The sequence below is a fragment of the Acetobacter sp. DmW_125128 genome (assembly GCF_008704325.1).
Taxonomy (GTDB): domain Bacteria; phylum Pseudomonadota; class Alphaproteobacteria; order Acetobacterales; family Acetobacteraceae; genus Acetobacter; species Acetobacter oryzifermentans.
On record NZ_VHOP01000046.1, the window covers coordinates 1 to 22,230 of the forward strand.

The window sequence follows — 22,230 nt, forward strand, 5'->3', positions numbered from 1 at the left end:
CAGATACGAGAAAACAGCAACGTCGTTCCTCGCCATCATCCACATCGCTGCCGCAGCAGACTGGATCAAGTCCTAACAGGCCCTAGTTCTGACACAGATGACAACAAGTAATAGTGCAACACTCTACAGTATTCGTCACGTATTTGAAGACGAGGAAATTTCCAGCCGGTCAACTGCTCTTGATCGGACGCTTCTTTACAAAGCGCGGCCCAACTATCAGATGGGTTGCCGTTCTCCAGCATCCTCTTGAAAACTTTGTAGGCATCGGTCTTTGCAGCATAGGTGCGCAAATTGTTTTCATCGTTCACCCAAGCAAAGATGATAATTTACGCAAAAATCCTCCTGTTAAATATGAAAACTAAATTATACGGTTGATAATTAATTATGAATTTATACAATGAACAAAATTTTATTATATAATAACGATAATTTTTTTACCGACCACCAAACATTTTCCCAACAAAAGCTGTTCCCACCATAGCAACAATACCCCAAAATATGACGCGCACGGTAGGCCGCAAAGGTGCAGCACCACCGGCACAGGCCCCCACAACGCCAAGTGATGCCAAGCTTATGAGTGAGACGGCGGACACAACCCATGATACAATAGATGAAGATGAGAGTAATGCAGCCAAAACTGGAAGTATTGCGCCAGACGAAAATGCTCCAGCCGATGCACAGGCGGCTTGTATTGGTCGTGCAGATGTTGCATCAGAAATACCCAATTCATCACGGGCATGTGCCCCCAATGCGTCATGTTGCATCAGCTGCTGTGCAACCTTGTGCGCCAGAGCACCATCCAGCCCGCGCTGGCAATATATATCAGCCAGTTCGCCAACTTCGGTATCCCAACTGCTACCAAGCTCCTGCTTTTCACGGGCAAGATCAGCTTTTTCTGCATCTGCCTGTGAACTGACAGAAACATACTCTCCTGCAGCCATAGACATGGCTCCGGCCACCAGGCTTGATATTCCAGCCAGCAAAATATTTTCTCGACTAGCATGTGCACTAGCAACACCCATAATAAGGCTGGATGTTGACAGAATACCATCATTCGCGCCCAACACAGCAGCCCGCAGCCATCCCAAACGGGATGTTGCATACGTTTCTTTCTGGCTATTCAAGATATTATTTCCTATATTTGATTGATGTATTTTCAATCGCCTACATTTTCTGAAAAACATTTCTTTTCACAAGAGAAATCACAACAGAAATCATTTCATCCAGAACATCATACATCACAAACATGACACAAACCTGAACGTATTACTGTCAGCTCTCTTCAGGCAGCAGTATGATTTCTGGGTTAGGGAAACACAGGGAAACACTTAATCCCTGCCCAGAACCAGTAAGAGGTGATTGTAATTGCAAGCGCGCATCCATCTGTCTGGCAATATTACTGGCAATTGCTAAACCAAGGCCGCTTCCATTACTGGAACTGCCACCACGCACAAATGGGCTTGTCAGATGAGCCAATGTGTCCGGAGCCAAGGCAGGACAATCATTAATAACGTCAATACAGCCCTCAGGTTTTACCTCAACCTTTACTGGCATATCAGAAGTGCCATGCAAGAGGGCATTTTCAAGCAGATTACGCAACAGAATACCGGTTGCGTCCATATCTCCATAAACAAAAATATGTTCAATACCCTTGGCTTTTAAATTAATACTCCGGCCATCACGTGGTAGATGCCCCAGATCATCAACCAGCACATATAATACGGCCAGCAGATCAAAACGATCTCGCCGAAAAGCAACGCCAGAAGAGGCACGTGAAAACTGTAGAAGTTTTTCAACCGTTCGGGCCAATCTACAGGTGCGATCAACTATAACTTCCACCCGTTTATTAGCCAAAGATCCTTCAGGCAACATGCGCCCCAACATCTGCACCTGCGCAAGCAAGGCACCAAGTGGGTTACGCAATTCATGCGCTGCACTAGCTGCAAAAGCGCGTTCAGTAGAAAGTGCTGTTTTAAGACGGGACAGAAGCGTGTTTACGGCATGCTGGATGGAAACCAGTTCGACCGGCAAATCAAGTGACGAAATAGGGCTTAAATTCCCACTGCCACGAGATTGCATTTCATCATGCAAACGCTTTAAAGGTCGTAAAGCACGACGTACTATCAGGCGTACCAACACCCAAATTACGGGCAAAAAAATCAGTATCGGCAAAATGGCTATAGCAGTTGCGCGCCATGTGGCCCCTCGCCGATGCAACGTGGGTTCTCCAACCAAAACACGATAAGCCGTGGCCGTAGGTGCTGCGATATAAACCCTAAACAAAGGCGTATTAGCAAAACCTGTATGAATATCAGGCACAAAAGGCTCAACCGGTGCATTTTGAGAACGCAGAACAACATGGCCAGATTGATCAACAACCTGATACGCAAGTGTTCGTGGCCCCACATCGGGCACCCATGCCACGTTGTCTGACTGGGCTTTATGCGGCTGTATGGTGATGATAGCCTGCAAACGTTCGGATACTTCCTGCAAGGAATTGTCCAGACGTTCTGTTATTTCGTAACGCGTGAAACCAGCAACTGCGACACTAAGGGCAAGAAGACTCAGCGTGACCACACACAGAACACCACTGACAATCCGGGTCGCAAGGCTCCAGTTTTTCATGCATCTGCTCTATCGGGTAGGCAGTATCCCCGGCCACGAACGGTTTTTATAGCCGTATTGCCAACTTTTTTACGTAGGCGGCTAATAAAAACTTCGACCGTATTGCTGCCAACATCCTGATCCAATGCATACAGGGCTGTATCAATCTGCTGGCGAGAATAAATGCGCCCGGGCCTGCGTGACAGTAATTCCATGATTGCCCATTCCCGTGCTGTTAACTCAAGTTCCATCTCGTTACGCGTCACGGAACCATTTTCCCGGTCAATAACAATCTCGCCTATCTGGTAGCAGGCCTGCCTGCGTGGCGTGACATACCGGCGCGCGACTGCTGCAATCCGCGCAACAAGTTCGTTCAGGTCATAAGGTTTGACAATGTAATCATCTGCTCCATCGGACAAACCTGCAATCCTGTCACTGATCTGGTCTTCTGCCGTTGTGATTAAAATGGCGGTATCAAAGGACGTGCGGCGGATCTCGCGCAAAAGATCGCGCCCATTGCCATCTGGCAGCCCAAGATCCAGCAACATGAAGTCATAATCCACAGTTGCTACGGCTGCGCGTGCATCTTCCAGTGTCATGAACCAGTCCACGGCATGTCCATCCTGCCGCATACGCTCTTGCACGGCTGCCCCAAGATCGTGCTCGTCTTCCACAATGAGGATACGCATCAGTTCTGAACCTTCTCTCGCATGACACGAGCATACAGGGATGGCAGCACCAGCAGAGTAAGCAGCGTGGATGTTACCAGCCCGCCAATCACCACACTAGCCAAAGGCCTTTCCACTTCCGCCCCGGCACTTTCAGAAAACGCCATGGGAAAGAAGCCAAGGCTGGCCACCAACGCCGTAGCCATAACCGGCCTGAAGCGGGCTTTTGCGCCCGCAAAAGCTGCCTGCGCCACGGCCATCCCTTGCGCGCGCAATGCGGCTATTTCGCTCACCAGCACAACGCCATTCAGAATAGCCACCCCAAACAGGGCAATAAATCCAATACCTGCTGAAATACTAAAGGGCATTCCACGTAATGTCAGCATAATAATGCCACCGGTTGCAGCCACAGGCAGATTAATAAAAACCAAGAGTGCGGGCGTGATTGCGCCAAAGGTTACAACCAACAATGCAAATATCAGGCTAAGGGCAATCGGCAGAACAATTTCCAGACGTTGCACGGCTGAGCGTAGGTTACGAAACTGCCCATCCCATTGCATGGTATAACCCGATGGCAGATGCACATCATGCGCCACACACTGCTGCGCTTCGGCAACAAAGGAGGCAAGATCCCGCCCTCGCACATTTGCCTGCACAACCATGCGGCGGCGCACACCATCACGACTGATACGTGGTGTACCGTCAACTTCATGCACATGCGCCACTTGTGAAAGCATGACATTCCCCTGCCCATCCATACGCCGGACAGGCAAGGCAGCAATAGCTGCCGCTGAAGCCACATGGCGACCGTTCAGGCGCACCTGGGTGCTGATAATGGCATTACCAACAATAACAGGTCGCGCACCAATATGCCCGCCTATGGCTTCCACCGTATCCAGAATATCCTGTACTGCCACGTTGCGGCTGGCCACCTGTGCGCGATCAATGTCCACCACAACCAGTGGCACACTGCCATCACCCGCCGCTGCCACATCTGCGGCACCTTTTACACTTGAGATAGCAGCTACAACCTTGTTCCCCAGAGTGGTGAGTGTTGTCAGGTCACCACCAAAAATCGAAACTGCAATCTGTGTTCTTACGCCAGAGAGCAGATCATCCATGCGCATCTGCACCGGCTGACTCCAGGAATACAGTGCATCTGGCAATTCTCGCCGCAGCGTCTTATCCATTGCAGCCACCAGCCCAGCCTGCGTGCGTGCGGTTTTCCATGTTGATGGTGGGTTGAGAAGAATAAAGCTATCAGTCTCATTCACACCCATCGGGTCTGTGGGAATGGCGGATGTGCCCGTATTGCTGACAACCGTTTTGACTTCAGGAAAACCCCTCAGAATCTGTTCCTGTCTTGTCACCGATGCAAGCACTGTCTCCAGAGATGCTGAGGGCAAACGTGTGGTGGTAACAGCCAAAGCCCCTTCATCAAGCTGGGGAATGAACTCCCCACCCAGACGTGTTGCAAGACCTGCCGATAACACCAGAACGGCCAGCGTACCCCCAAATAGAAGCCACGGATGTGCGTCTCCCCACTCTGTCAGATGTGTATATGGAGCGCGCAGTCGAGCAATAAGCCATGTATCTCCTTGTGGCCGCACACGCGCCAGAGTCAAAGCCGCAATGACGGGAATACAGATGAAGCAATAAGCCAGCGAAGCTAGAAGCGCCATGATAACCGTTTGCGCCATGGGCCGGAACATATGCCCTTCAATGCCCTGCAGGGTAAGAATAGGCAGATAGACCATAATGATGACCAGTATGGCAAAACCCACAGGCCGCATGACCTGCTGAACGGATGAGACAACCAGGGGCATAAACGCGGCTTCTGGCGCCTCCTCCCGCCTTGAAAGGATATGCTCAATAACCACCAATGAGCCGTCAACAATCATACCAAAATCAATTGCGCCAAGGCTAAGCAGATTGGCTGAAATGCCAAAATACCGCATACCGGCCATGGCGCAGACAAGAGCCACTGGGATAACGGAAGCAATCACCAGAGAGGCCTGCCAGCTTCCAATCACAACCACAAGCACCACTATCACCAGCACAGCACCCATCAGCAGGTTATCGCGCACGGTTGCAATTGTTTGCCCGGTTAATGTGGCGCGGGTGTAATAGGGCTCCAGCGTAACACCCGTTGGTAGGGATTGCCTTATGCTTGGCAAAGCACGATTGATGGCGGCCAATGTAGCATTAGAACTTGCGCCACTTTCCATCATCACCACACCAATCACAATTTCACCCTGCCCATCACGGGTAACAGCGCCAAGGCGTGTGCGTGCTCCAATTGTAATGCGCCCAAGATCACGCAAACGTATAATAGATCCATCGGCATTGGCGCGTACGGCAATATTGCCAAAATCAGCAAGACTGCGTACCAGCCCACGCCCGACCACACTCTGCTGCTCGGCATGATGGGTGATCCACCCACCGCCTGAGGCCGCATTATTTGCATCCACCGCGTGATAAATCTCACTCACTGAAAGATTGCTGGCAATCAGCCGGGCAGGATCCAGCGCAACCTCATAGGTTTCTTCCGCACCACCATTGACGTTTACGTCCACAACGCCCGGCACAAGCCGCATCTGCGGTACTACCGTCCAGTTCATGATCCGGTTGAGTTCCATAAGTGAGCGCCCCGCCCCCTTGATCTGGAACTGCATGATTTCACCCATGCCCGTTGCAAGTGGCCCCATGCTTACAGTAATACCCGGAACAGATATGGAGCCCCGCGCCTGCTGGATGCGCTCATTTACCCGCGTGCGGTCAAGATTGATATCCGTATCATCAGCAAACTGCACATAAACAACCGAGACCCCGCCACGGGAAACAGAGCGTAGATCCGTCATACCGGGAATACCAGTCATGCTGGCTTCAACCGGAAAGGTGATCAGTTTTTCCACTTCCTCGGTTGCAAGGCCTGGTGCCACAACAGAGACAAGCACCTGCTTTGGTGAAATATCGGGCACAGCTTCCACAGGCAGTTCTAGTACTGCCATAATACCTGCCGCCAATATCAGAGCCAGTCCACCCAGCACCAGCATACGAGCCCGCAGCAAAACATCCAAATATTTACGGGTCATCAGTCTGCGTCCATTCCGGCCAGCCCGATGAGTGATTTCAGGGCAAAACTGCCGTGGCTAACCACTGCCTCACCCTCTTTCAAGCCTGAGCTTACAACCGCATGCTTACCATCATCCAAGGCTATATTCACCATCACAGGCCGGTAATGCGTTTTATCTATCTGCACAAATACGACATTATGAACATCAATTTTCTGAAGGGCATCTGAAGGCACGACAATTCCCGTTACACTGTCACGCTCCGTCAAGCTGGCATCCAGCACCATGCCTGGAACCAACACACCAGTTGGGTTGGAAACACGGCTGATAACACGCACCAACCCTGTTTGCGGGTTGGCCATGCCATCCACTGTATCAATCCGGGATGTGATGGCACCATCGTTGGTCTCTGTGGTCTGTAGTCCACCGGGCTGAAGACGTGCTGCTTGTTCCGGCGTAATGTCCGAAACAATCCACACGTCAGACAGATCCGCTACGCTCGCCACGTTTGTAGTTGGCGTTAAGTCTGCAGCGACAGATGTGTCTAGCGTTTGCACCATACCATCAACCGGAGAGATCAAGGTTGAGACCTCATCCTGCTGTTTCCGGCTGCTTTGTTCAGAGGATGAATTGAACTCCTCGTTAAACCGATGACCCAATGTATCCACATCTGCTTTCCGGGCCAGCATGGTTGCATCCGCCTGCGCCAAAATATCCTGCCTGCGGCGCAGCTCTGCCAATGAAAGGGTTCGACCAACCAGTTGTTTTGCGCGCTGCACTGCAGCTACAGCATCATTTCTACTGGCAATGGCAGCGGTTAACGCGGCACGCATCTGAATGGCTTGAAGCCGTGTACCATGAAGGGAATGATCCTGATAGCGCAGTAGGGCCTGTCCTTTACGGACTGAAGCACCTGGTTGCACCAAAACATCCAGCACTTTGCCGCTTCCGGCTGGGTGAATATACACAAGCCGCGTAGTATCAGGCATAACCCGGCTGATAACTGGCAAATTGCGAGAAACCTTGCCGGATTTAGAAAAGATCACTGTAATGCCTTCATTTTTTATTGCTGCCATATCCAGCGTCACAACTGAAGGAAGTATCTGATCTTCGGCATTGGCGAGAGACGACATACAAAAACACACAGTGAAATACAGAAGGATACGCCCTTTCATGGTGTGATCCCCATGGCAATCATCATACGCAGCGTTGCGACATGCCACTCTACCTCTGCTCGATCGTTGGCAAATTGCGCATTGCAGGCCGCCTGTTTTGCCTGCATGACAGTTTCGAGTGTTGCCTCTCCCACCTGCCATGCATGCTCTTCTGCCGCTGCATGCTTTTGCATATTTGCGGCGGCTATACGTGTAGTCTGCCGGGCCGCTGTGGCAGCCATCAGCCGAGCCCGCACACGGGATATTTCCAGATGCACCATGCGCCGGGCCTGTATTTCCTGACTATTGGCAGAAGCAAGCCTGTTGCTGGCCTCAGACATAATCGGTGTATTCCGGGCCTCGCTTGGTAGTGGGATGCTAAAGTTGACACCAACCCGATCATCCCATGGGCTGCCATACTGTTTTTCATGAATCACATCGATGCCCAGTTCTGGGTTGGGCATAAAAGAGCGGCGGGCAAGCTTCATATTAGCTTGTGCAGCTTCAACATTTTTGTGTGCGGCTTTTACACGCGGATCATTGTCTTCCATATCACGCGGTTCCACAAACCGCACATGTGCCATATCTGCGCCATGAGAAAGATCAACCTCAACTGGCTGGGCAAATAAAACTTCCAGTTCAGCCTGAGCATTTTCCTGATATTCTTGCGCTAATGCCTGTTCATTACGGGCATTTTCCATTTCTGACTGTGCTATCTGGCTTTCCGAAGATGAAGATTCACCTACATGCGCAGAATGAGCAACCAAACTGTTTATCCTGCTTGCATACTCATACAGTTGATGTGCCGCCTTTAAACGTTCCTGAGCAATCTGTGCTTTGGCCGCCCCATCCAATATCCTTATGGAAAGCGACAGGTATTCAACATTTAACTGCTCATCCAGAGATGCAGCTTCAGCACTTGCAACCTGACGTGTGGCGCTCCCCTGCCCTGGTAACCAAAGCGGTACGGACACCCCTCCCTGATAGGTGGTGTACCCTTCATTACTCCCAATTGCATGGTCATCCATATATTCACCGGACAGAGTTGGTCCGCCAGCAAACCATGATCCTGCCGCACTGCTGCGCGCCTTTGCAGAATGATGGCCAATCTGCAATTCCGTACGCACAGGATCAACCGCCCAAGCCATATTAACGGCTCTATGATAATCTATTTTTTCTGGAATTTTCTGGGCATTTGCGGAAAATATACTAAATGAAAAGACCGCAACACTGTGGAATAATATCTCACGCATGAAGTTACACGCAGCCTCCTACGGAATAATCGGCTTGTTGTGTGCAATCCGGACAGAAAGATCATTCCATAAATTGATCGTTGCCAGGTTGATATCGCCTTTTATGGATGAGGGTGATTGGGTGCGTGAAAAAGACGTCAGGGCCATGCGTTCACCAATCACAAAACGCCCTTGCGAAAATAATGTGACGGAAAGCGATCCCAACCGCCCCTGCCCGACCGGACGCTTGATAGACACCCGCATATGTGGTGGTGGCACAGCAATAGCGTGAAATGCCTGAAGTTCTGTTTTTTCTATAGGACAGGCCACACTCTGCAAGACTGCTTGCCGTAAAACAGAATGTGGATAGCCCGCATATGAGCCATCTATATGCAGAAGAATACCTTCTTCCGCTCCCTTACATATACTTTCTGTTTCGGTATAAGAGACACATCCACACAGGCTGAGTGTTATCAGAATTGACAATCCATAACGTATCACCCGTTGCATAACCTGTATCTGGCCTTCCTAACACGATTCACAGCACGCCGTTGTGGCGCTGACATCTTTTGCCTCTATAACGCGCAAAGATGACGTGAACCTGAATGCTCATCAGACAATGTTTTCTACGGAGAAAGAAAATTTCTCATCACATCGCTCTGCTTCATATTCCGAGTGTCCAGACTCTGGCGATGGAAACATTGGCCGGCATCCATCGAACCCTAGGTTTAGGACTCATTCTTTAAGATAGAAGATGAAGCTTGCTACAATGTGGATTGCGGACATAAATGTATGAGCGCAGCGATCGTATCGTGTTTCTATCCGTCGCCAGTTTTTCAGTTTTGCGAACATGCTTTCGATCAGATTTTTCTTTGGTGGAATACAGGCGGTGATGTACCGGTCTGCGAGAGACTGTCTGATTTTATTGCTGTCGCATTCCCGATCACCGATGATTTACTCTGTCTCATCCGACAGGCCTGCCATCAGCACCTTGGATGGTTCGCTCTTCTACAAAAGACAAGGTGGACAAGGTAATCAGAGCCTCGCATATTTGCGGCAAACAGGCTGCCGCTGTAACGGCCATGCCTCCTCAGACACTATGTCCACAGGCAACAAAACGGGTAATTCCTGCCCGAGCACAAAAGATAGACAAGAATTCATGTCCCTCCTGAAAGATAAAAGACCTGTCGATCGTACCCAGATGAGGATCAGAACTTCCGAACCCTAGCCTGTCATAAGCAATAACTCTCCAACTGGTAACAAATGCCAATTGCGCAGGAAATTTTTCCATAGGGCACAGCAGCCTAGAGATTCATGCAGAAGAAGAATGGAAGATCCAGATTTATCTGGTATTCCTGCACATATGGGAGACTAGGTTTTTACAAAAATCTGCCCTTCAGACATTTGAACGAAGAATTCATCTTCTTGAACACTTGAATGATTTCCGACAGTGACCGACACGACGATCTCCCCGAACAACAAACGTTATTATTACTTATTTCAACTGAAATACTTCAGGTATGATAACAGGCCGTTACAGGTCTTGTTGCAGAGTGACCATGAGCCGGAGCAAAAAACTCTGCCGCCACCATATGGGGGAAAACGAAACTTCTTGCGTTCAAAAAAAGCGATCAGGCATCTACTGCCCCGTGCCAAGAGGAAGTTCCCACGACACTTTGACGGCCTGCATCGGAATGTCTGTCTTGAGGCTGCTGACACTCGGAATACGAGCCAGATATTCGGCCTGAAAACGTCTGTAGGCGGTGAGATCGGCAGCGACCACCCGCAGCAGGAAGTCGCAGTCACCCGCCATCAGGTGGCACTCAACGACCTGACTGAGTGCGTTTACATGTCGGATAAAACATTGAACCGTATCTTCATCCTGCCCCTTGAGCCAGACGCGGACAAAAACGCTCATCGCAAGGCCAAGCCGCGCCGGATCGAGAATGGCCACATATTGTCGGATCGTTCCGTTTTCTTCGAGCATGCGCACACGGCGCAGACACGGTGAGGGCGAAAGACCGACCTCCCGGGCAAGTTCCACATTGGTCAGGCGCCCATTCTTCTGAAGCACAGCAAGGATTTTAAGATCGATGCCATCCAGAGCGTAGGCATTATCTGCTTCTGATAAATCATTATTTGGCATATTATGCTCAATCTGTGGCTTCGGAAGGCAAAGTTCGCAACAAAATTTTAGTCATAATAGCATATAATTGGCTTCATGATCCAGACTGATGCCCCTGTGCCCCCATTCAATCGGGACGACATGTTCCGCGGAGTGAAAGACGCCCTTCCCATCGTCGTGGCGTTCGTGCCATTTGCGCTTCTGCTGGGAAATCAGGCCGTTCAGAAAGGCCTGACTGCAGGTGAAGTCCCTCTTCTGACCGGCCTGAATTTTGGCGGTGGATCCGAATTTGCCGCACTGACCATCTGGACAGATCCACCGCACGCCCTGCTCATTCTGTGTGTCACCCTGCTGGTCAACAGTCGGCATTTTCTGATGGGAGCAGCCTTTGCTCCTTATCTTCATGCCTTCTCGCGCCGACAGGTCCTGCCCTGGCTCTTCTTCATGTGCGACGAAAGCTGGGCCATGACTCTGGCAGAAGCCCGGAGGCAGCGGCGCAATCTCCTGAGCCCCGGCTATTATCTGGGCGTTGCCCTCCCACTTTATACGGTGTGGGTGAGCTTTACCCTGATCGGCGCACTCACCGGACATCTGATCAAGGACCCGACACGCTATGCGCTTGATATGGCCTTTCCTGCCGTCTTTCTCGTGCTGCTGCGTGGAATGTGGAAGGGGCCGCGTATGTCGCTACCCTGGCTGGTGAGCCTTGGTGTTGCCGTCATGACCTATCTCTTGATTCCCGGTGCGTGGTACGTTCCTGTAGGAAGCCTGTCTGGCATTGTCGCCGCGTGGTTAATGGTCTCTGCACGATGATGGAGACAACAACCGTTCTGACCATCGTAGGTATGGCCGTCACCACCTATTTTACGCGGATCGGGGGCTATCTGCTTCTCAGTGGACGCCAGTTGTCTGCGCGGACAATGGCGCTGATGGACATCTTGCCCGGCTGTGTTCTGATTTCAGTCATCGCCCCGGCTTTCGCAACAGGGAAAGTCTCCGATCTGGCTGGTCTGACCATTACCATCTTCGCAGCCTCGCGGCTCTCTCTCCTGCCGACCATGGCTCTTGGTATCGGCAGCACTGCGATCCTGCGCCTTTTTCTATCACATTGAACAGGAGAGATTTCTTGCAGCAAAACGAGCAGACATTACGGGTCGGCTTTATCGGTCTGGGTATTATGGGGCAGCCGATCGCCAGGCATCTTCTGAAGACTGGTATCCGTGATGGCGCGGGCCACAGCCTGAGCATCGTCGATGCTGAAGCCTTTGTTAGTCCGTAGCCATGCTTCGTCCGCAGCGTAACGTTCCAGCGCCATGTCTCGATACTGAAAGCTATATGCTGATTCGCCGCCATAAAAAATGAGCTCCCGTAGCACGTCGGCGCGAGCGAATAGGAAAGGACGGCGGGATGCTTCTTTCTTTGAGAATTTCACGAGTTCTCTACACGAGTCCATCATCGGTTGTCCCAACCGATGATGGAGTTCTTGCAATAATGTGTGTGCCTGGTCGAGCAGCGTCTGGATCTCAGCGGGCGTCGGATCTTTCAAATCGATGGGTTGGCGAATCAGAAGGCCAAGCAGCGTCGAAAATTCGGTCCGTATTGTTCGCTCGGACACATAGGAGTTCACGAGGACCTCGCTGTTCATCGTACCATCGGACATCACATAATTGTCTCGCAGCGACATCCATGAGAGTGCGTGGACAAAGCCCGGGGTAGTGCAAAGCGCCGCGAGATCGTCGAAAATGTCCTGTTCAGCGCGCGGTTCTTCGGGGACCATATTTTTCTTCCATATTTAATCGACAGGTTTAGCCATACACTCACCAATTGCTCAAATCGGTGGACCACATTGGGATTAGAACACTTAATATTGAATTAATTGCCTGACGCTTGACTAATATTCATTAGCAAATCTGGACTTTCAGAAAGTCTCGCGAGTTATTTGAACGACCGAAATGGGGAAGCAAGGCTTCGCGAGTGTCGTCCCTGTGAGGGTCCGGTTTTACCGATTGTTCCGCACAAAACCGACACATCGCCCTTCCACAGAGCCGTCAGTCTAGTTTACAGAGATAGAGCAGACAGACTGCTGTTGCTTCATGTCAGACATTTAATTGACTAAGACCGGCCCCATGAAGCGGACATTATATATATCTCATGCTACAATGTCTGAGCTGCTGCCATCTGTGAATAGGTGATGTTGTTCATATCTAGAAGTCTGACTGTATCTGTATAGAGTAGGTGAAATCTGGCATCAAAAATGAGATGGCAAAGTTGCAGGATTATTTTTCACAATATAAGTATAAAAACATGCGTGATGAGTCGTTCTCTATAAATGATCTTATTAATAAAATTTATTATTTAAAAAATACTATTGGCACAGATATAACATATGTATCAGGATGTATACTTTCGGTTGATCTTGATGTTCCATTCTGTCTAACGACGTTGCCTAAAGAATGGCTAGATTATTATCATCAGCAGGAATATATCCATGTTGATCCGGTAATTAGCTATGGTCTTGGTTCTCTGAAACCTGCATTATTCTCTGATATATCATCATCATATGCGAAATCGAGAGAATTGCGTTTACATGCCGCAGAGCGAGGTATTTTTAGAAGCGGTTTTGTTGTCCCACTGAGAGGTCCCCTCGTAAACCGAGCGATGGTCTGTTTTTCCAGCCTTGAAAGGCCAGAGCAATGGAAATCCATCTGCATTTCATTACAGGCCCAATTTATTCAGTTAGCGCGTGAATTACATGAAAATGTCCTTGCCATCGGCCATTTTCCGCAAACTGAAGTGGCATTAACGGCGCGGCAGAAGCAATGCCTGAAATGGGCATCTCTTGGAAAAACTGCTTCAGAAACAGCAATGATTATCGGTATCACAGAACGGGCTGTACGTGCGCATCTAGTTAGTGCCCGTTCAGTGCTGAATGCTAGTAATATTACTCAGGCGGTCGCTAAAGCGACAGCGTTGCACATGATTTTTTAAGTTTCAATATGGCAGATCTTACACGTTTGGAAAAATGTGGAACTCACTACGATAACGGCGAAGGCATTTTTTTAACTATATGAGACCGTCGGATTTTCGGATCACATATAGAATTCAGATGAAAGTCGTAGCATGTCCACATCGAATTCGAGCCCGTATGCGTCCCGTTTCCATCAGGGACAAGGATTTTACAGCTTCTCTTTGGGGAATTTTACAGTCACTTCGGTAAGTGATGGCTTCCTCGTATTTGATGATCCTCAGGCTGCACTTGCGCCGAAGGCGAACAGTCAGGAATTTGACACCATTCTACGAAAAAAATTTCTGTCATCTGACACTGCATACACGCATATCAATACGTTACTTATAGAAGGGAATGGGAAGAAGGTTCTCATCGATAATGGATGCGGTGACAGTTTAGGGCCAAGCACGGGTGTTCTCGTAAAACATCTGGCCAATGCTGGAGTAAAAGCTTCCGAAATAGATATCGTGCTCGTTTCCCATGCACACCCGGATCATATTTTTGGAACGATAACGCGGACAGGCGAGCATGTTTTTCCTAACGCGCACTATATGATCAGCAAAGAAGAGTGGGATTTCTGGACTGACCCAAATGTCAAAATTTCGAGCCCCTTTGGTGATGAGATGGCACGCGCCGCGATCCTCGGTGCACAACGTCATCTGAAGGCTATTGAGGATCGTGTCTCGTTTTTTGATAGTGAACAGGAAATCATGCCCGGGATTCGTGCCATTCGTGCATTTGGTCATACCCCAGGCATGATGGCGTTTATTATTACGTCAAATCGAAAAAAACTCATATATACTGCAGACGCGCTACATCATTTTGTAGTTACACTTGCTCGGCCGGATTGGGAACTAGGTGTCGACAATGATCCGGTGGAAGCTATTGTTACCCGTATGAGACTTCTTGAAAAAATTACAAGTGTTGAGGCTCCTCTCGTCCACGTTCCTCATTTTCCATTCCCTGGTATAGGCCACATCCGAAAAGAATATGCTGGTTACGTCTGGGAACCCGTCGTTTGGGAGTGGTGATAATAGAGCCTTCGTAGGACGCCATGCCGCTGAAGATCGTCCGCGTCGGTCTCTATGCTGGAAAGTCAGGTTGATTAAACTAACATTCTGAGTTGTATTCACTGGGTATAGCTATAGTTGCAGAAGCCTGTAGGAATGGTTTCTTTTCTGATCTTACTGTTGATAGCTGGATTTCTGTCTAAACTGCCTGTCTGCTCAAAGATCTCGAAGAAGATGGGCAGTTGCCGACCTTATCCCGGTCATTCAACAGTACCTTTGCAAGCTCCGAAACATACACCCCCACCTTAGCCTGTCAGCTCAGCAATGCAGAAACAGACGGGTGGAAATCGCCAACATCGCGGACGTCGAAGTGGTGATGATTGAGTTGAAGCCTATAGAAATCGCTCAGAAAACAGTAGTCCAGCAACTTCAGTATACACCCATAATTAACGGTTTTGCGCCACAAAACCTACATCCGTTTTTATCGCAAGTAGGTGGCACCCGGAAGAAGGAAGGTTTATCGAAAACCAGAAGATAATAATAATCTACAGCTGACTGCCGTTTTTTGTCGCCGAATAAACCACTTAGTCGCGATAGAAATGCAAAAGGTTATGATAAAAATCCACTGATTAATGATAAATAGGCATAAGAGACTACAATCCAAACGGTGCAGTGACGATCTGCCGCCCCCCATGTTCTCTCCTTACGATGCAGCCAGCACACATGGGGTCTCTGACGTTATTAGAAGGGTTAATTTATGGGGTATGATGTCGAGATTACGCGCAATCCGCTTTTTTCAAGAAAGCCCGGTCCCAAGATCACGCTCGACGAGTGGTTCAACGTGATCAGACGCGATCCAGAACTCAAGTTCTTCATTTCGGCGGACGCTGCGGATTACGGTGTCGACACGGCGCTCTGGATCGCCCATCCCAATGGTAAGGAGAGCGACTCCGCTCTCTGGTGCTGCGATGGACAGATTGTTGCAAAATATCCCGATGAACCTCTCCTCCGCAAGATGATAATACTGGCGGCCCGTCTCGACGCGGATGTCGTCGGCGATAACGGCGAATATTACGAGTTGGACGAAGAAGGCACGCTTATCTCCGGCGAGATCGAGACCCTGCCTGCATTCAAAGAGCAACAGAACCTTCTCCGGCTTGGATCGATCCTTTATGGAGGCGGCAGCACGAAATGCGACGTTTTCCTAACTCGTATTCAGGAGGCGAGCTACGATTCAACGACAAGAATAGTACCCACCGCTTTTGCGCTGAAACTTAACTACTATAGTTGGTATCTGGGGTTCATAACGGCGATAAACGAGAAGAGGACAAAGGATGGGGCCCCACTTATTCAAGTTGGCAATGCTGCCGAAAGACGCGCTCGCGATATCGACTTTCTGATTGCATATAGCGAGAAGCACCCCGATCACACATTTTATCACGCCGTGTGCGCCCTCGTGCATCATTACAAGAATAATCCGGCCTCTTGAAGGTTACTCATTTTCTTTCCCGTAAAAGCCCTCGTGCCCAGTATCTCCGCCAGGACGATGGAACAAGGGTAGAAATCAGAATAGTCTCATTCTGAAAACGGACATACCTCTCCACCCTATCGCCAACATACATGCTATAGAAATAAGATATTAAATTTCACTTGCTGTTTTTATCATTAATTAGTGGATTTTTCTGGACGCGGACGAAGGGGAGTTCGGCGTTCTTTCGGGCATCTCGCCAGACCTAATTCACAGTGGCAGAAACCTGTTCTGGGGGACGCTTTGGCAATTTTCATGGGAGCAGACGCCTATGTCAGTGCGGGCTGGTATCCATCAAAACAGGAGCATCACAAGGTCGTCCCAACATGGAATTATGAAGCCGTTCAAGTTTTTGGGCCTGTGGAATTTTTCAGTGATACGAACCGCCAGCTTGATGTCATCACACGGCTGACTGACCAGCATGAAGCAAGGCAGAAAACGTCGTGGCATATTACGGACGCCTTCATTCAAGGGCAGCTCAAAGGTATCGTAGGTCTGCGTCTGATAATCACCCGCCTGGTAGGCAAACGCAAAATGAGCCAGAATCGTTTGGCAGAAGATCGTGCTGGTGTAGCTCGCGGGTTAGCGGAAAGCACTGATTCGCTTGATCGTGCGGTTGGCGATATGATCCCCGTTGTTGATGCAACAGTAACTAAAGACTGACGCATCATGCCGGGTCGTCTTTCCTGCCTTTTGGGAGGTAATCTGTTGGTAAATTCAAATGCTCCGGTACTACCCTGCTTGCAAAGGAGCTGATCCAGGACACAAATAGACTCAGTATAGTTGCCCAAAACGCTTCCTGTATTCAGCGGGGGTCACGCCCAGATGATTCTGGAACACCCTTCGCAGAACCCTGACAGACCCGAAACCTGCTGCAGCTGCCACAACTTTTGGCGGTTTTCGTCCGTCTTCAAGCAGACCGCGAGCGATGGCGAGGCGGGTCTGCTCGACCCATCGGGCGGGTGACAGCCCTGTCTCTTGCGCGAAGAGTCGCGTCAGCTGTCGACGTTCCAGTTCCACCAGTTCCGCCATCGCTTTCACGCTGTATTCAGCATCTGGCTGCTGCATGATCCTGCGTTGTAGAGACTGTAATGCGGACCGCCCGGCAGGAGACAATTTTCTCTGCCGACTATATTGCAACTGGCCGCCAGGCCGTTTGTAGAAAAGCACAAGTTGCCGTGCGACATCACGGGCAATCCGCTCACCCAGATCTTCCCGCACCAACGAAAGCGCCAGATCAAGTCCGGATGATACACCGGCAGCAGTCCGCAGAGCGCCTTCTTCCCGTATGATCGCATCCGCATCCACGATAACGGTGGGAAACCGCTGACGGACACAGTCTACATCAGCCCAGTGCGCGGCGATGGTCTGTCCATCCAGCAAACCGGTTTCCGCCAGCGGAAAGACTCCTCCACAGATTGAGCCAAAACGACGGGCGCGGGGGGCTTCCTGCCGCAGCCAGCCGGTCAAAACCGGATCACAGGGTCTTGTGGCGGCGTCAGGTGCTCCCGCCACCAGCATCGTGTCAACGCATCTTGTGCTGATATCACCCAGCAGCAGATCGGCCCGCAGTCTAAAACCACAGGAACTCCGGATATCCTTCCTCTCCGCGACAATGACAGACCGATAAAGCGGTTTGCCATAAAGGGTGTTGGCTTCTGCGAAAACATCGGCTGGCCCGGCTATATCCATCAACTGGACGCCATTGCTCACCACAAAGACAATCAGAAGTTCGGTCATCCTTTTTCCGGTTCTTGTTCAGCCCATCATGCTTCCGGTTTCCATGTAACGCTGATGCCAAGCAAGAGCTGTCGGCAGATGATGAGGAATATGCTGGCCGAAGCTGTGCTGACGGGCCTGCTCGAAATAGTCCTGTAGAGCTGGCCGGAAATCCGGATGAGCGCATTTGTTGATAACCTCCCGCGCCCGTTCAACCGGAGCAAGCCCGCGTAGGTCCGCAAGCCCCTGTTCGGAGACAATGATCTGCACGTCCTGCAGGATATGGTCGGTATGGGGCACCATCGGCACAAAGGCGGATATTTTGCCATTCTTGGCGGTTGATGGAGAGACGAAGAGAGACAGGGACGCATTGCGTGCAAAATCACCCGAGCCACCAATGCCATTTTGGATCCGTGATCCCATGACGCAGGTGGAATTGACGTTGCCATAGATATCCGCCTCAATCATGCCATTCATGGCGATGATCCCAAGACGTCGGATCAGTTCGGGGCTGTTGCTGATTTCCTGCTGCCGCAACACGATCTTCTGGCGGAAGAACGCGGCATTGTCATTGATACGTTGCGCCGCTTCCGGACTCAGGGAAAAGGAAGAAGCCGAAGCGACTATCATGCGCCCGCTTTCCAGCATGGACAGCATGCCGTCCTGAATGACCTCGCTAAAGCCGGTCAGATTTTCAAACCGGCTCGTATTCAGACCTTCCAGCACGGCATTGGCAATATTTCCAACACCACTCTGGAGCGGCAGCAGCGATGGTGGAAGTCGCCCCTGCCTCACCTCATGTTCGAAAAACTCCATGACATGCCCAGCAATCTCCCGCGCGGTCGTGTCCGGCTCCGCAAAGGGCGCGTTACGGTCCGGCTCGTCCGTGATCACGACAGCCGCAAGACGGTCAAGATTGATCGGAAGTGTGCTGCTTCCGATGCGGTCACCCGGACGCATCAGGGGAATGACCTGCCCGTCCGGCGGCATCCTCACGCCTCCCCATATGTCGTGGATTCCTGCAAGTTCCGGGTTCTGCCAGGTATTGATCTCGATGATGATCTTGTCCGCAATCTGCACCCATGTCGGGCTGTTGCCGACGGAAGAGCTGAGAATGAGCTGTCCGTCCGGTGTGACGGCGACCGCTTCGATAATCGCGACATCTGGCCTGCCAAATTGTCCCTGCCGCGCCTTTTGGGCCACCTGTCCCAGATGCATGTCAAGATAGAGTGTACTGCCCTCGTTAATCCGCGTCCGCATCGCTGTGTCGCCGTTGTAGGGACAGCGGAAGGCCACACCGTTGACACTCGCGAGAGCCCCATCAAGCTGCGGCCCGGTCGAGGCTCCGGTCAGGAGCCGCACCGTGAAAGGTTCGCCAGAGGCATGTGCCGTTTCAATGCGCTGAGCGAGGGCATCTGGCACCGCCTTGGGATACCCTGCGCCGGTAAAGCCACTCGTGGCGATGACATCTCCATTCCGGATCAATGCTGCGGCCTCTTCAGCCGTCATGATGCGATCAAGAAATGCCTTGTTATGGATACGGTCTTCCATGGACTGCTTTCATCGGAGTGGTTCTCAAGTCATTCATGATGAGAACAAGACAGCGGAGACAGCAACGGGAATGATGGGCCAACAAAGATATATCATGGACCAGATTGGGACATTTCTCTCCACATGCGTGTGATCCCTGCAATATCGATTTTAAATTGCCAGTTATCGTCACTGCCATGCATGCAGAAGAAGAGATCGGGAGTGCTTTGCCCCTGATGAATATTGACGCTTTGACACATGGAAGTTTCTGAGCTTCGGACAGGCTCTGACAAACTGCTGAGTTTCCATTCAGTCACGATGTCCGCTATTGAGAATTCAATTCATTGTAGCGTATGGCCGACAGGAGGCGTCAGCAAACTGATCCCTTACAAAAATATCGATGCAATTTTTAACATAATTAAAGATACTTTTCGCATTAATAAGGAATATTCGTCTAATTAAGGGAATCAATAACGTGCTGAAATATCGGAGTATTGACTAACTTAATTAAGGAATTTCGACAAACAAACTTTGTCGAAAACCAGAAGATGATGATAAATAGACACAAGAGGCTACAAGCCAAACGGTGCGGTGACGGCCTGTCGGCCCCATGATCTTACTTTCGGATGCAGCCACATCACATAAGTCTCTGGCGTGAGTGGTTCACAGGCAATCTGACATTCTGAAGGATTCCAGCAAACCCGGTCTTCACAAGATTGGTAATCGGACAATACTACCGAAGCCAGCACTGTAAACATCCGCTTTTAGGAGTTCCAGTCGGTACGCTCTATGTCTGGCACGAAAGCGTGTTCTGACGGCAGTTTCTGCTTCACGAACAGCGTAATTCGCTTGATGGGGTAATGATCCATTTGTCCGCCTTCTGAAAGGAATGTGGCGTGTTCAGCTTGCGCCTGCGCCATCAGGAGATGGTCAAACGGATCACGATGATGCAGAGGCAAAGACATCAGGATTTGTAGGTGCTCGGGCTGTATTCCCAGCAGAGAAAAACCTTCCGCAGGAATGGCTGCCAGAATATCATTCATATCCGCATCCAGCTTTCCGATACGGATTTTGATCGCAATCTCCCAGAGAGACACGGTACTCACCAGAATATCGTGGGCCGGATCTGCGATGATTTCCCGTGCAGTCTCACCCAGACGGTCGGAGTCTGAGAGCCACCACAGCAAGGCATGCGTATCGAGCAGAACCTTCACAGATCGCGGTCCATACTTTCAAGAATGTCCGGCGGTGTCTGATCAAAATCTTCGCTCATTCTGATCCGCCCGCGAAGAGCTCCCGGCTGACGACGGGGGCGATAGGAAGCAGCCGGAGGCCGCAGTTCAGCCACAACTTCATCATGAGATGTCACGAGGATCGTGCTGCCCTGTCTGACCTGACGCAGATACGCTGTCAGGTTTCCGCGGAACTCTCGAACCCCAATTTTCTGTGGGATTGGCGCATTATCTGAGAGATGTTCGCTCATGGTCTCCTCCTTGTGTGTCATCGTAACATGTACATACAAGGAGGAGGTAGAGAATTCCTGAGACATATTCGATTTCAGAGATCCGTGGTTTCCGACAGTGCCAGAGCGTCTTTGACGTCCACTCCAAGATATCGAACCGTACTATCCAGTTTTGAATGATCCAGCAGAATCTGCACGGCTCGGATATTACCGGTTCGTTTGTAAATCATGGCAACCTTAGTCTGGCGGAGCAAATGAGTTCCATATTCCCCGGGGATCAGTCCCACCGCCTGAACCCATTGATCCAGAAGCCGGGCGTGTTGCCTTGTGCTCAGATGAGCTTTGGGACTTAGGCGACTGGGAAAAACATATTTATTCAGGCCGCCACCTCGGTGTTCCAGCTAAGTTCGCACGCTTTCCCGGGCTGTTTCTGTAATTTCGAACTGTACAGGTCGCCCAGTTTTCTGCTGGACGATCATGGCTCAGTGACGTACCTGACCGCTGGTCACGATGTCGCCGATACGAAGGCTGACAAGATCGCAGCCTCTGAGCTTACTATCGAGAGCAAGATCAAATAAAGCCTTGTCTCTGACACACTGTTCTCTCTCCAGCCAGAACCGAATAGCCCAGACGTGTTTTTCTTTAGCGCCCGCTTGGCGCCAACCATTTTTCCTGCATTCCAAGGCACGGACGCCTTCAGTGTAGGCGATAGAAAACGTGTTTTTGAATTATCCCGGGTTTTATGGAGACATTTTTTATCTGATTTAAGAGGCTAATGCATGTGATTTCTGTTGCGCATAAAAGCGGACCTCAGCTTCTGCTGGCGGGATGTTTCCAATGGATGACAGAATGCGGCGATTATTGAACCAGTCGACCCATTTAAGCGTTGCCAGTTCAACAGCGTCCCTGTTTTTCCATGGTCCTTGCCGATAAATAAGTTCGGTTTTGTAGAGACCATTTATGGTCTCTGCGAAGGCATTATCATAGGAATCCCCAATACTTCTGACAGAAGCAACGAAGCCCGCTTCAGCCAGTCTTTGCGTGTAGCGAATGGACACATATTGACAGCCGCGGTCGGAATGGTGGGTCACTTTTCCCTCTGGCCGCCTCTGGCACA

21 protein-coding genes and 1 pseudogene are annotated in these 22,230 nt (G+C 50.4%); 7 read left to right on the top strand and 15 right to left on the bottom strand.

Annotated elements, in window-relative coordinates:
• Positions 1-65 precede the first annotated feature (65 nt).
• The 9 genes from FKW19_RS15975 to FKW19_RS12675 all read right to left on the bottom strand — a co-directional run bounded on the left by FKW19_RS15975 (position 66) and on the right by FKW19_RS12675 (position 10,878).
• The gene (locus FKW19_RS15975; RefSeq protein WP_275068157.1) at positions 66-308 is read right to left on the bottom strand and encodes a type II toxin-antitoxin system YhaV family toxin; all 243 of its coding nucleotides are present in this window, start codon (positions 306-308) and stop codon (positions 66-68) included.
• Between the two features lie 126 nt (positions 309-434).
• Entirely contained in the window at positions 435-1,139 is a 705-nt protein-coding gene (locus tag FKW19_RS12630; RefSeq protein ID WP_089179953.1) for a VIT family protein, read from the bottom strand.
• Between the two features lie 133 nt (positions 1,140-1,272).
• A complete protein-coding gene (locus tag FKW19_RS12635; protein WP_089179428.1) occupies positions 1,273-2,625 on the bottom strand; it encodes a HAMP domain-containing sensor histidine kinase in 1,353 nt (450 codons plus the stop codon).
• Positions 2,622-3,293 carry a response regulator transcription factor gene (locus FKW19_RS12640; RefSeq protein ID WP_089179429.1) on the bottom strand — a complete coding sequence of 224 codons (672 nt, stop codon included), beginning with the start codon at positions 3,291-3,293 and terminating at the stop codon, positions 2,622-2,624. Before FKW19_RS12640 ends, FKW19_RS12635 begins: the two co-directional genes overlap by 4 nt.
• The gene (locus FKW19_RS12645) at positions 3,293-6,367 is read right to left on the bottom strand and encodes an efflux RND transporter permease subunit (RefSeq protein ID WP_089179430.1); all 3,075 of its coding nucleotides are present in this window, start codon (positions 6,365-6,367) and stop codon (positions 3,293-3,295) included. The genes FKW19_RS12640 and FKW19_RS12645 overlap by 1 nt, the downstream gene beginning before the upstream one ends.
• Positions 6,367-7,521 (bottom strand): efflux RND transporter periplasmic adaptor subunit, encoded by a 1,155-nt coding sequence (locus FKW19_RS12650; protein WP_089179431.1) that lies wholly within the window; start codon positions 7,519-7,521, stop codon positions 6,367-6,369. The genes FKW19_RS12645 and FKW19_RS12650 overlap by 1 nt, the downstream gene beginning before the upstream one ends.
• Positions 7,518-8,753 carry a TolC family protein gene (locus FKW19_RS12655; protein WP_089179432.1) on the bottom strand — a complete coding sequence of 412 codons (1,236 nt, stop codon included), beginning with the start codon at positions 8,751-8,753 and terminating at the stop codon, positions 7,518-7,520. Before FKW19_RS12655 ends, FKW19_RS12650 begins: the two co-directional genes overlap by 4 nt.
• An 18-nt stretch (positions 8,754-8,771) precedes the next feature.
• Positions 8,772-9,242 carry a hypothetical protein gene (locus FKW19_RS12660; protein ID WP_089179433.1) on the bottom strand — a complete coding sequence of 157 codons (471 nt, stop codon included), beginning with the start codon at positions 9,240-9,242 and terminating at the stop codon, positions 8,772-8,774.
• Between the two features lie 1,129 nt (positions 9,243-10,371).
• Entirely contained in the window at positions 10,372-10,878 is a 507-nt protein-coding gene (locus FKW19_RS12675; protein ID WP_089179434.1) for an Lrp/AsnC family transcriptional regulator, read from the bottom strand.
• A gap of 75 nt (positions 10,879-10,953) precedes the next feature.
• On the opposite strand from FKW19_RS12675, the gene FKW19_RS12680 reads away from it, so the two are divergent.
• From FKW19_RS12680 to FKW19_RS12715, 7 genes are all read left to right on the top strand, one after another.
• Positions 10,954-11,670 carry an AzlC family ABC transporter permease gene (locus FKW19_RS12680; RefSeq protein ID WP_089179435.1) on the top strand — a complete coding sequence of 239 codons (717 nt, stop codon included), beginning with the start codon at positions 10,954-10,956 and terminating at the stop codon, positions 11,668-11,670.
• The gene (locus FKW19_RS12685) at positions 11,667-11,969 is read left to right on the top strand and encodes an AzlD family protein (RefSeq protein WP_089179436.1); all 303 of its coding nucleotides are present in this window, start codon (positions 11,667-11,669) and stop codon (positions 11,967-11,969) included. Before FKW19_RS12680 ends, FKW19_RS12685 begins: the two co-directional genes overlap by 4 nt.
• A 65-nt stretch (positions 11,970-12,034) precedes the next feature.
• Complete coding sequence (locus FKW19_RS16100; protein ID WP_193561099.1) at positions 12,035-12,136, top strand: hypothetical protein; 102 nt, start codon at positions 12,035-12,037, stop codon at positions 12,134-12,136.
• 980 nt (positions 12,137-13,116) lie between these two features.
• The gene (locus tag FKW19_RS12700; protein ID WP_089179437.1) at positions 13,117-13,845 is read left to right on the top strand and encodes a LuxR family transcriptional regulator; all 729 of its coding nucleotides are present in this window, start codon (positions 13,117-13,119) and stop codon (positions 13,843-13,845) included.
• A gap of 132 nt (positions 13,846-13,977) precedes the next feature.
• A complete protein-coding gene (locus tag FKW19_RS12705) occupies positions 13,978-14,895 on the top strand; it encodes an MBL fold metallo-hydrolase (protein WP_089179438.1) in 918 nt (305 codons plus the stop codon).
• Between the two features lie 736 nt (positions 14,896-15,631).
• On the top strand, positions 15,632-16,363 hold the full coding sequence (locus FKW19_RS12710) for a hypothetical protein (RefSeq protein WP_089179440.1): 732 nt from the start codon (positions 15,632-15,634) through the stop codon (positions 16,361-16,363).
• A 183-nt stretch (positions 16,364-16,546) separates the two neighbouring features.
• Positions 16,547-17,065 (top strand): FMN-binding negative transcriptional regulator, encoded by a 519-nt coding sequence (locus tag FKW19_RS12715; protein ID WP_116100255.1) that lies wholly within the window; start codon positions 16,547-16,549, stop codon positions 17,063-17,065.
• A gap of 111 nt (positions 17,066-17,176) precedes the next feature.
• Here FKW19_RS12715 and FKW19_RS12720 read toward each other — a convergent pair whose 3' ends face one another.
• From FKW19_RS12720 to FKW19_RS12745, 6 genes and pseudogenes are all read right to left on the bottom strand, one after another.
• The gene (locus FKW19_RS12720) at positions 17,177-18,142 is read right to left on the bottom strand and encodes a GlxA family transcriptional regulator (protein ID WP_089179441.1); all 966 of its coding nucleotides are present in this window, start codon (positions 18,140-18,142) and stop codon (positions 17,177-17,179) included.
• A gap of 18 nt (positions 18,143-18,160) precedes the next feature.
• Positions 18,161-19,672, bottom strand: a complete 1,512-nt coding sequence (locus FKW19_RS12725) for an acetyl-CoA hydrolase/transferase family protein (protein WP_089179442.1) — start codon at positions 19,670-19,672, stop codon at positions 18,161-18,163.
• Between the two features lie 821 nt (positions 19,673-20,493).
• Positions 20,494-20,865, bottom strand: a pseudogene (locus FKW19_RS12730) (type II toxin-antitoxin system VapC family toxin); the annotation flags it as partial.
• Positions 20,862-21,200, bottom strand: coding sequence for a type II toxin-antitoxin system Phd/YefM family antitoxin (locus FKW19_RS12735; protein ID WP_193561098.1), 339 nt, complete (start codon positions 21,198-21,200; stop codon positions 20,862-20,864). The gene FKW19_RS12735 and the pseudogene FKW19_RS12730, both read right to left, overlap by 4 nt.
• A gap of 8 nt (positions 21,201-21,208) precedes the next feature.
• Entirely contained in the window at positions 21,209-21,514 is a 306-nt protein-coding gene (locus FKW19_RS15815; protein WP_338076440.1) for a tyrosine-type recombinase/integrase, read from the bottom strand.
• A gap of 363 nt (positions 21,515-21,877) precedes the next feature.
• A partial coding sequence (locus FKW19_RS12745) for an integrase core domain-containing protein (protein WP_150150553.1) occupies positions 21,878-22,230 on the bottom strand: 353 nt, incomplete at its 5' end.

What these genes read in the sequence shown, in the direction of transcription:
- FKW19_RS12635 (WP_089179428.1), bottom strand. Translation starts at nt 2,625, where the DNA reads ATGAAAAACTGGAGCCTTGCGACCCGGATTGTCAGTGGTGTTCTGTGT.
- FKW19_RS12640 (WP_089179429.1), bottom strand. Translation starts at nt 3,293, where the DNA reads ATGCGTATCCTCATTGTGGAAGACGAGCACGATCTTGGGGCAGCCGTG.
- FKW19_RS12645 (WP_089179430.1), bottom strand. Translation starts at nt 6,367, where the DNA reads ATGACCCGTAAATATTTGGATGTTTTGCTGCGGGCTCGTATGCTGGTG.
- FKW19_RS12650 (WP_089179431.1), bottom strand. Translation starts at nt 7,521, where the DNA reads ATGAAAGGGCGTATCCTTCTGTATTTCACTGTGTGTTTTTGTATGTCG.
- FKW19_RS12655 (WP_089179432.1), bottom strand. Translation starts at nt 8,753, where the DNA reads ATGCGTGAGATATTATTCCACAGTGTTGCGGTCTTTTCATTTAGTATA.
- FKW19_RS12660 (WP_089179433.1), bottom strand. Translation starts at nt 9,242, where the DNA reads ATGCAACGGGTGATACGTTATGGATTGTCAATTCTGATAACACTCAGC.
- FKW19_RS12675 (WP_089179434.1), bottom strand. Translation starts at nt 10,878, where the DNA reads ATGCCAAATAATGATTTATCAGAAGCAGATAATGCCTACGCTCTGGAT.
- FKW19_RS12680 (WP_089179435.1), top strand. Translation starts at nt 10,954, where the DNA reads ATGATCCAGACTGATGCCCCTGTGCCCCCATTCAATCGGGACGACATG.
- FKW19_RS12685 (WP_089179436.1), top strand. Translation starts at nt 11,667, where the DNA reads ATGATGGAGACAACAACCGTTCTGACCATCGTAGGTATGGCCGTCACC.
- FKW19_RS16100 (WP_193561099.1), top strand. Translation starts at nt 12,035, where the DNA reads ATGGGGCAGCCGATCGCCAGGCATCTTCTGAAGACTGGTATCCGTGAT.
- FKW19_RS12700 (WP_089179437.1), top strand. Translation starts at nt 13,117, where the DNA reads ATGGCAAAGTTGCAGGATTATTTTTCACAATATAAGTATAAAAACATG.
- FKW19_RS12705 (WP_089179438.1), top strand. Translation starts at nt 13,978, where the DNA reads ATGTCCACATCGAATTCGAGCCCGTATGCGTCCCGTTTCCATCAGGGA.
- FKW19_RS12710 (WP_089179440.1), top strand. Translation starts at nt 15,632, where the DNA reads ATGGGGTATGATGTCGAGATTACGCGCAATCCGCTTTTTTCAAGAAAG.
- FKW19_RS12720 (WP_089179441.1), bottom strand. Translation starts at nt 18,142, where the DNA reads ATGACCGAACTTCTGATTGTCTTTGTGGTGAGCAATGGCGTCCAGTTG.
- FKW19_RS12725 (WP_089179442.1), bottom strand. Translation starts at nt 19,672, where the DNA reads ATGGAAGACCGTATCCATAACAAGGCATTTCTTGATCGCATCATGACG.
- FKW19_RS12735 (WP_193561098.1), bottom strand. Translation starts at nt 21,200, where the DNA reads ATGTCTCAGGAATTCTCTACCTCCTCCTTGTATGTACATGTTACGATG.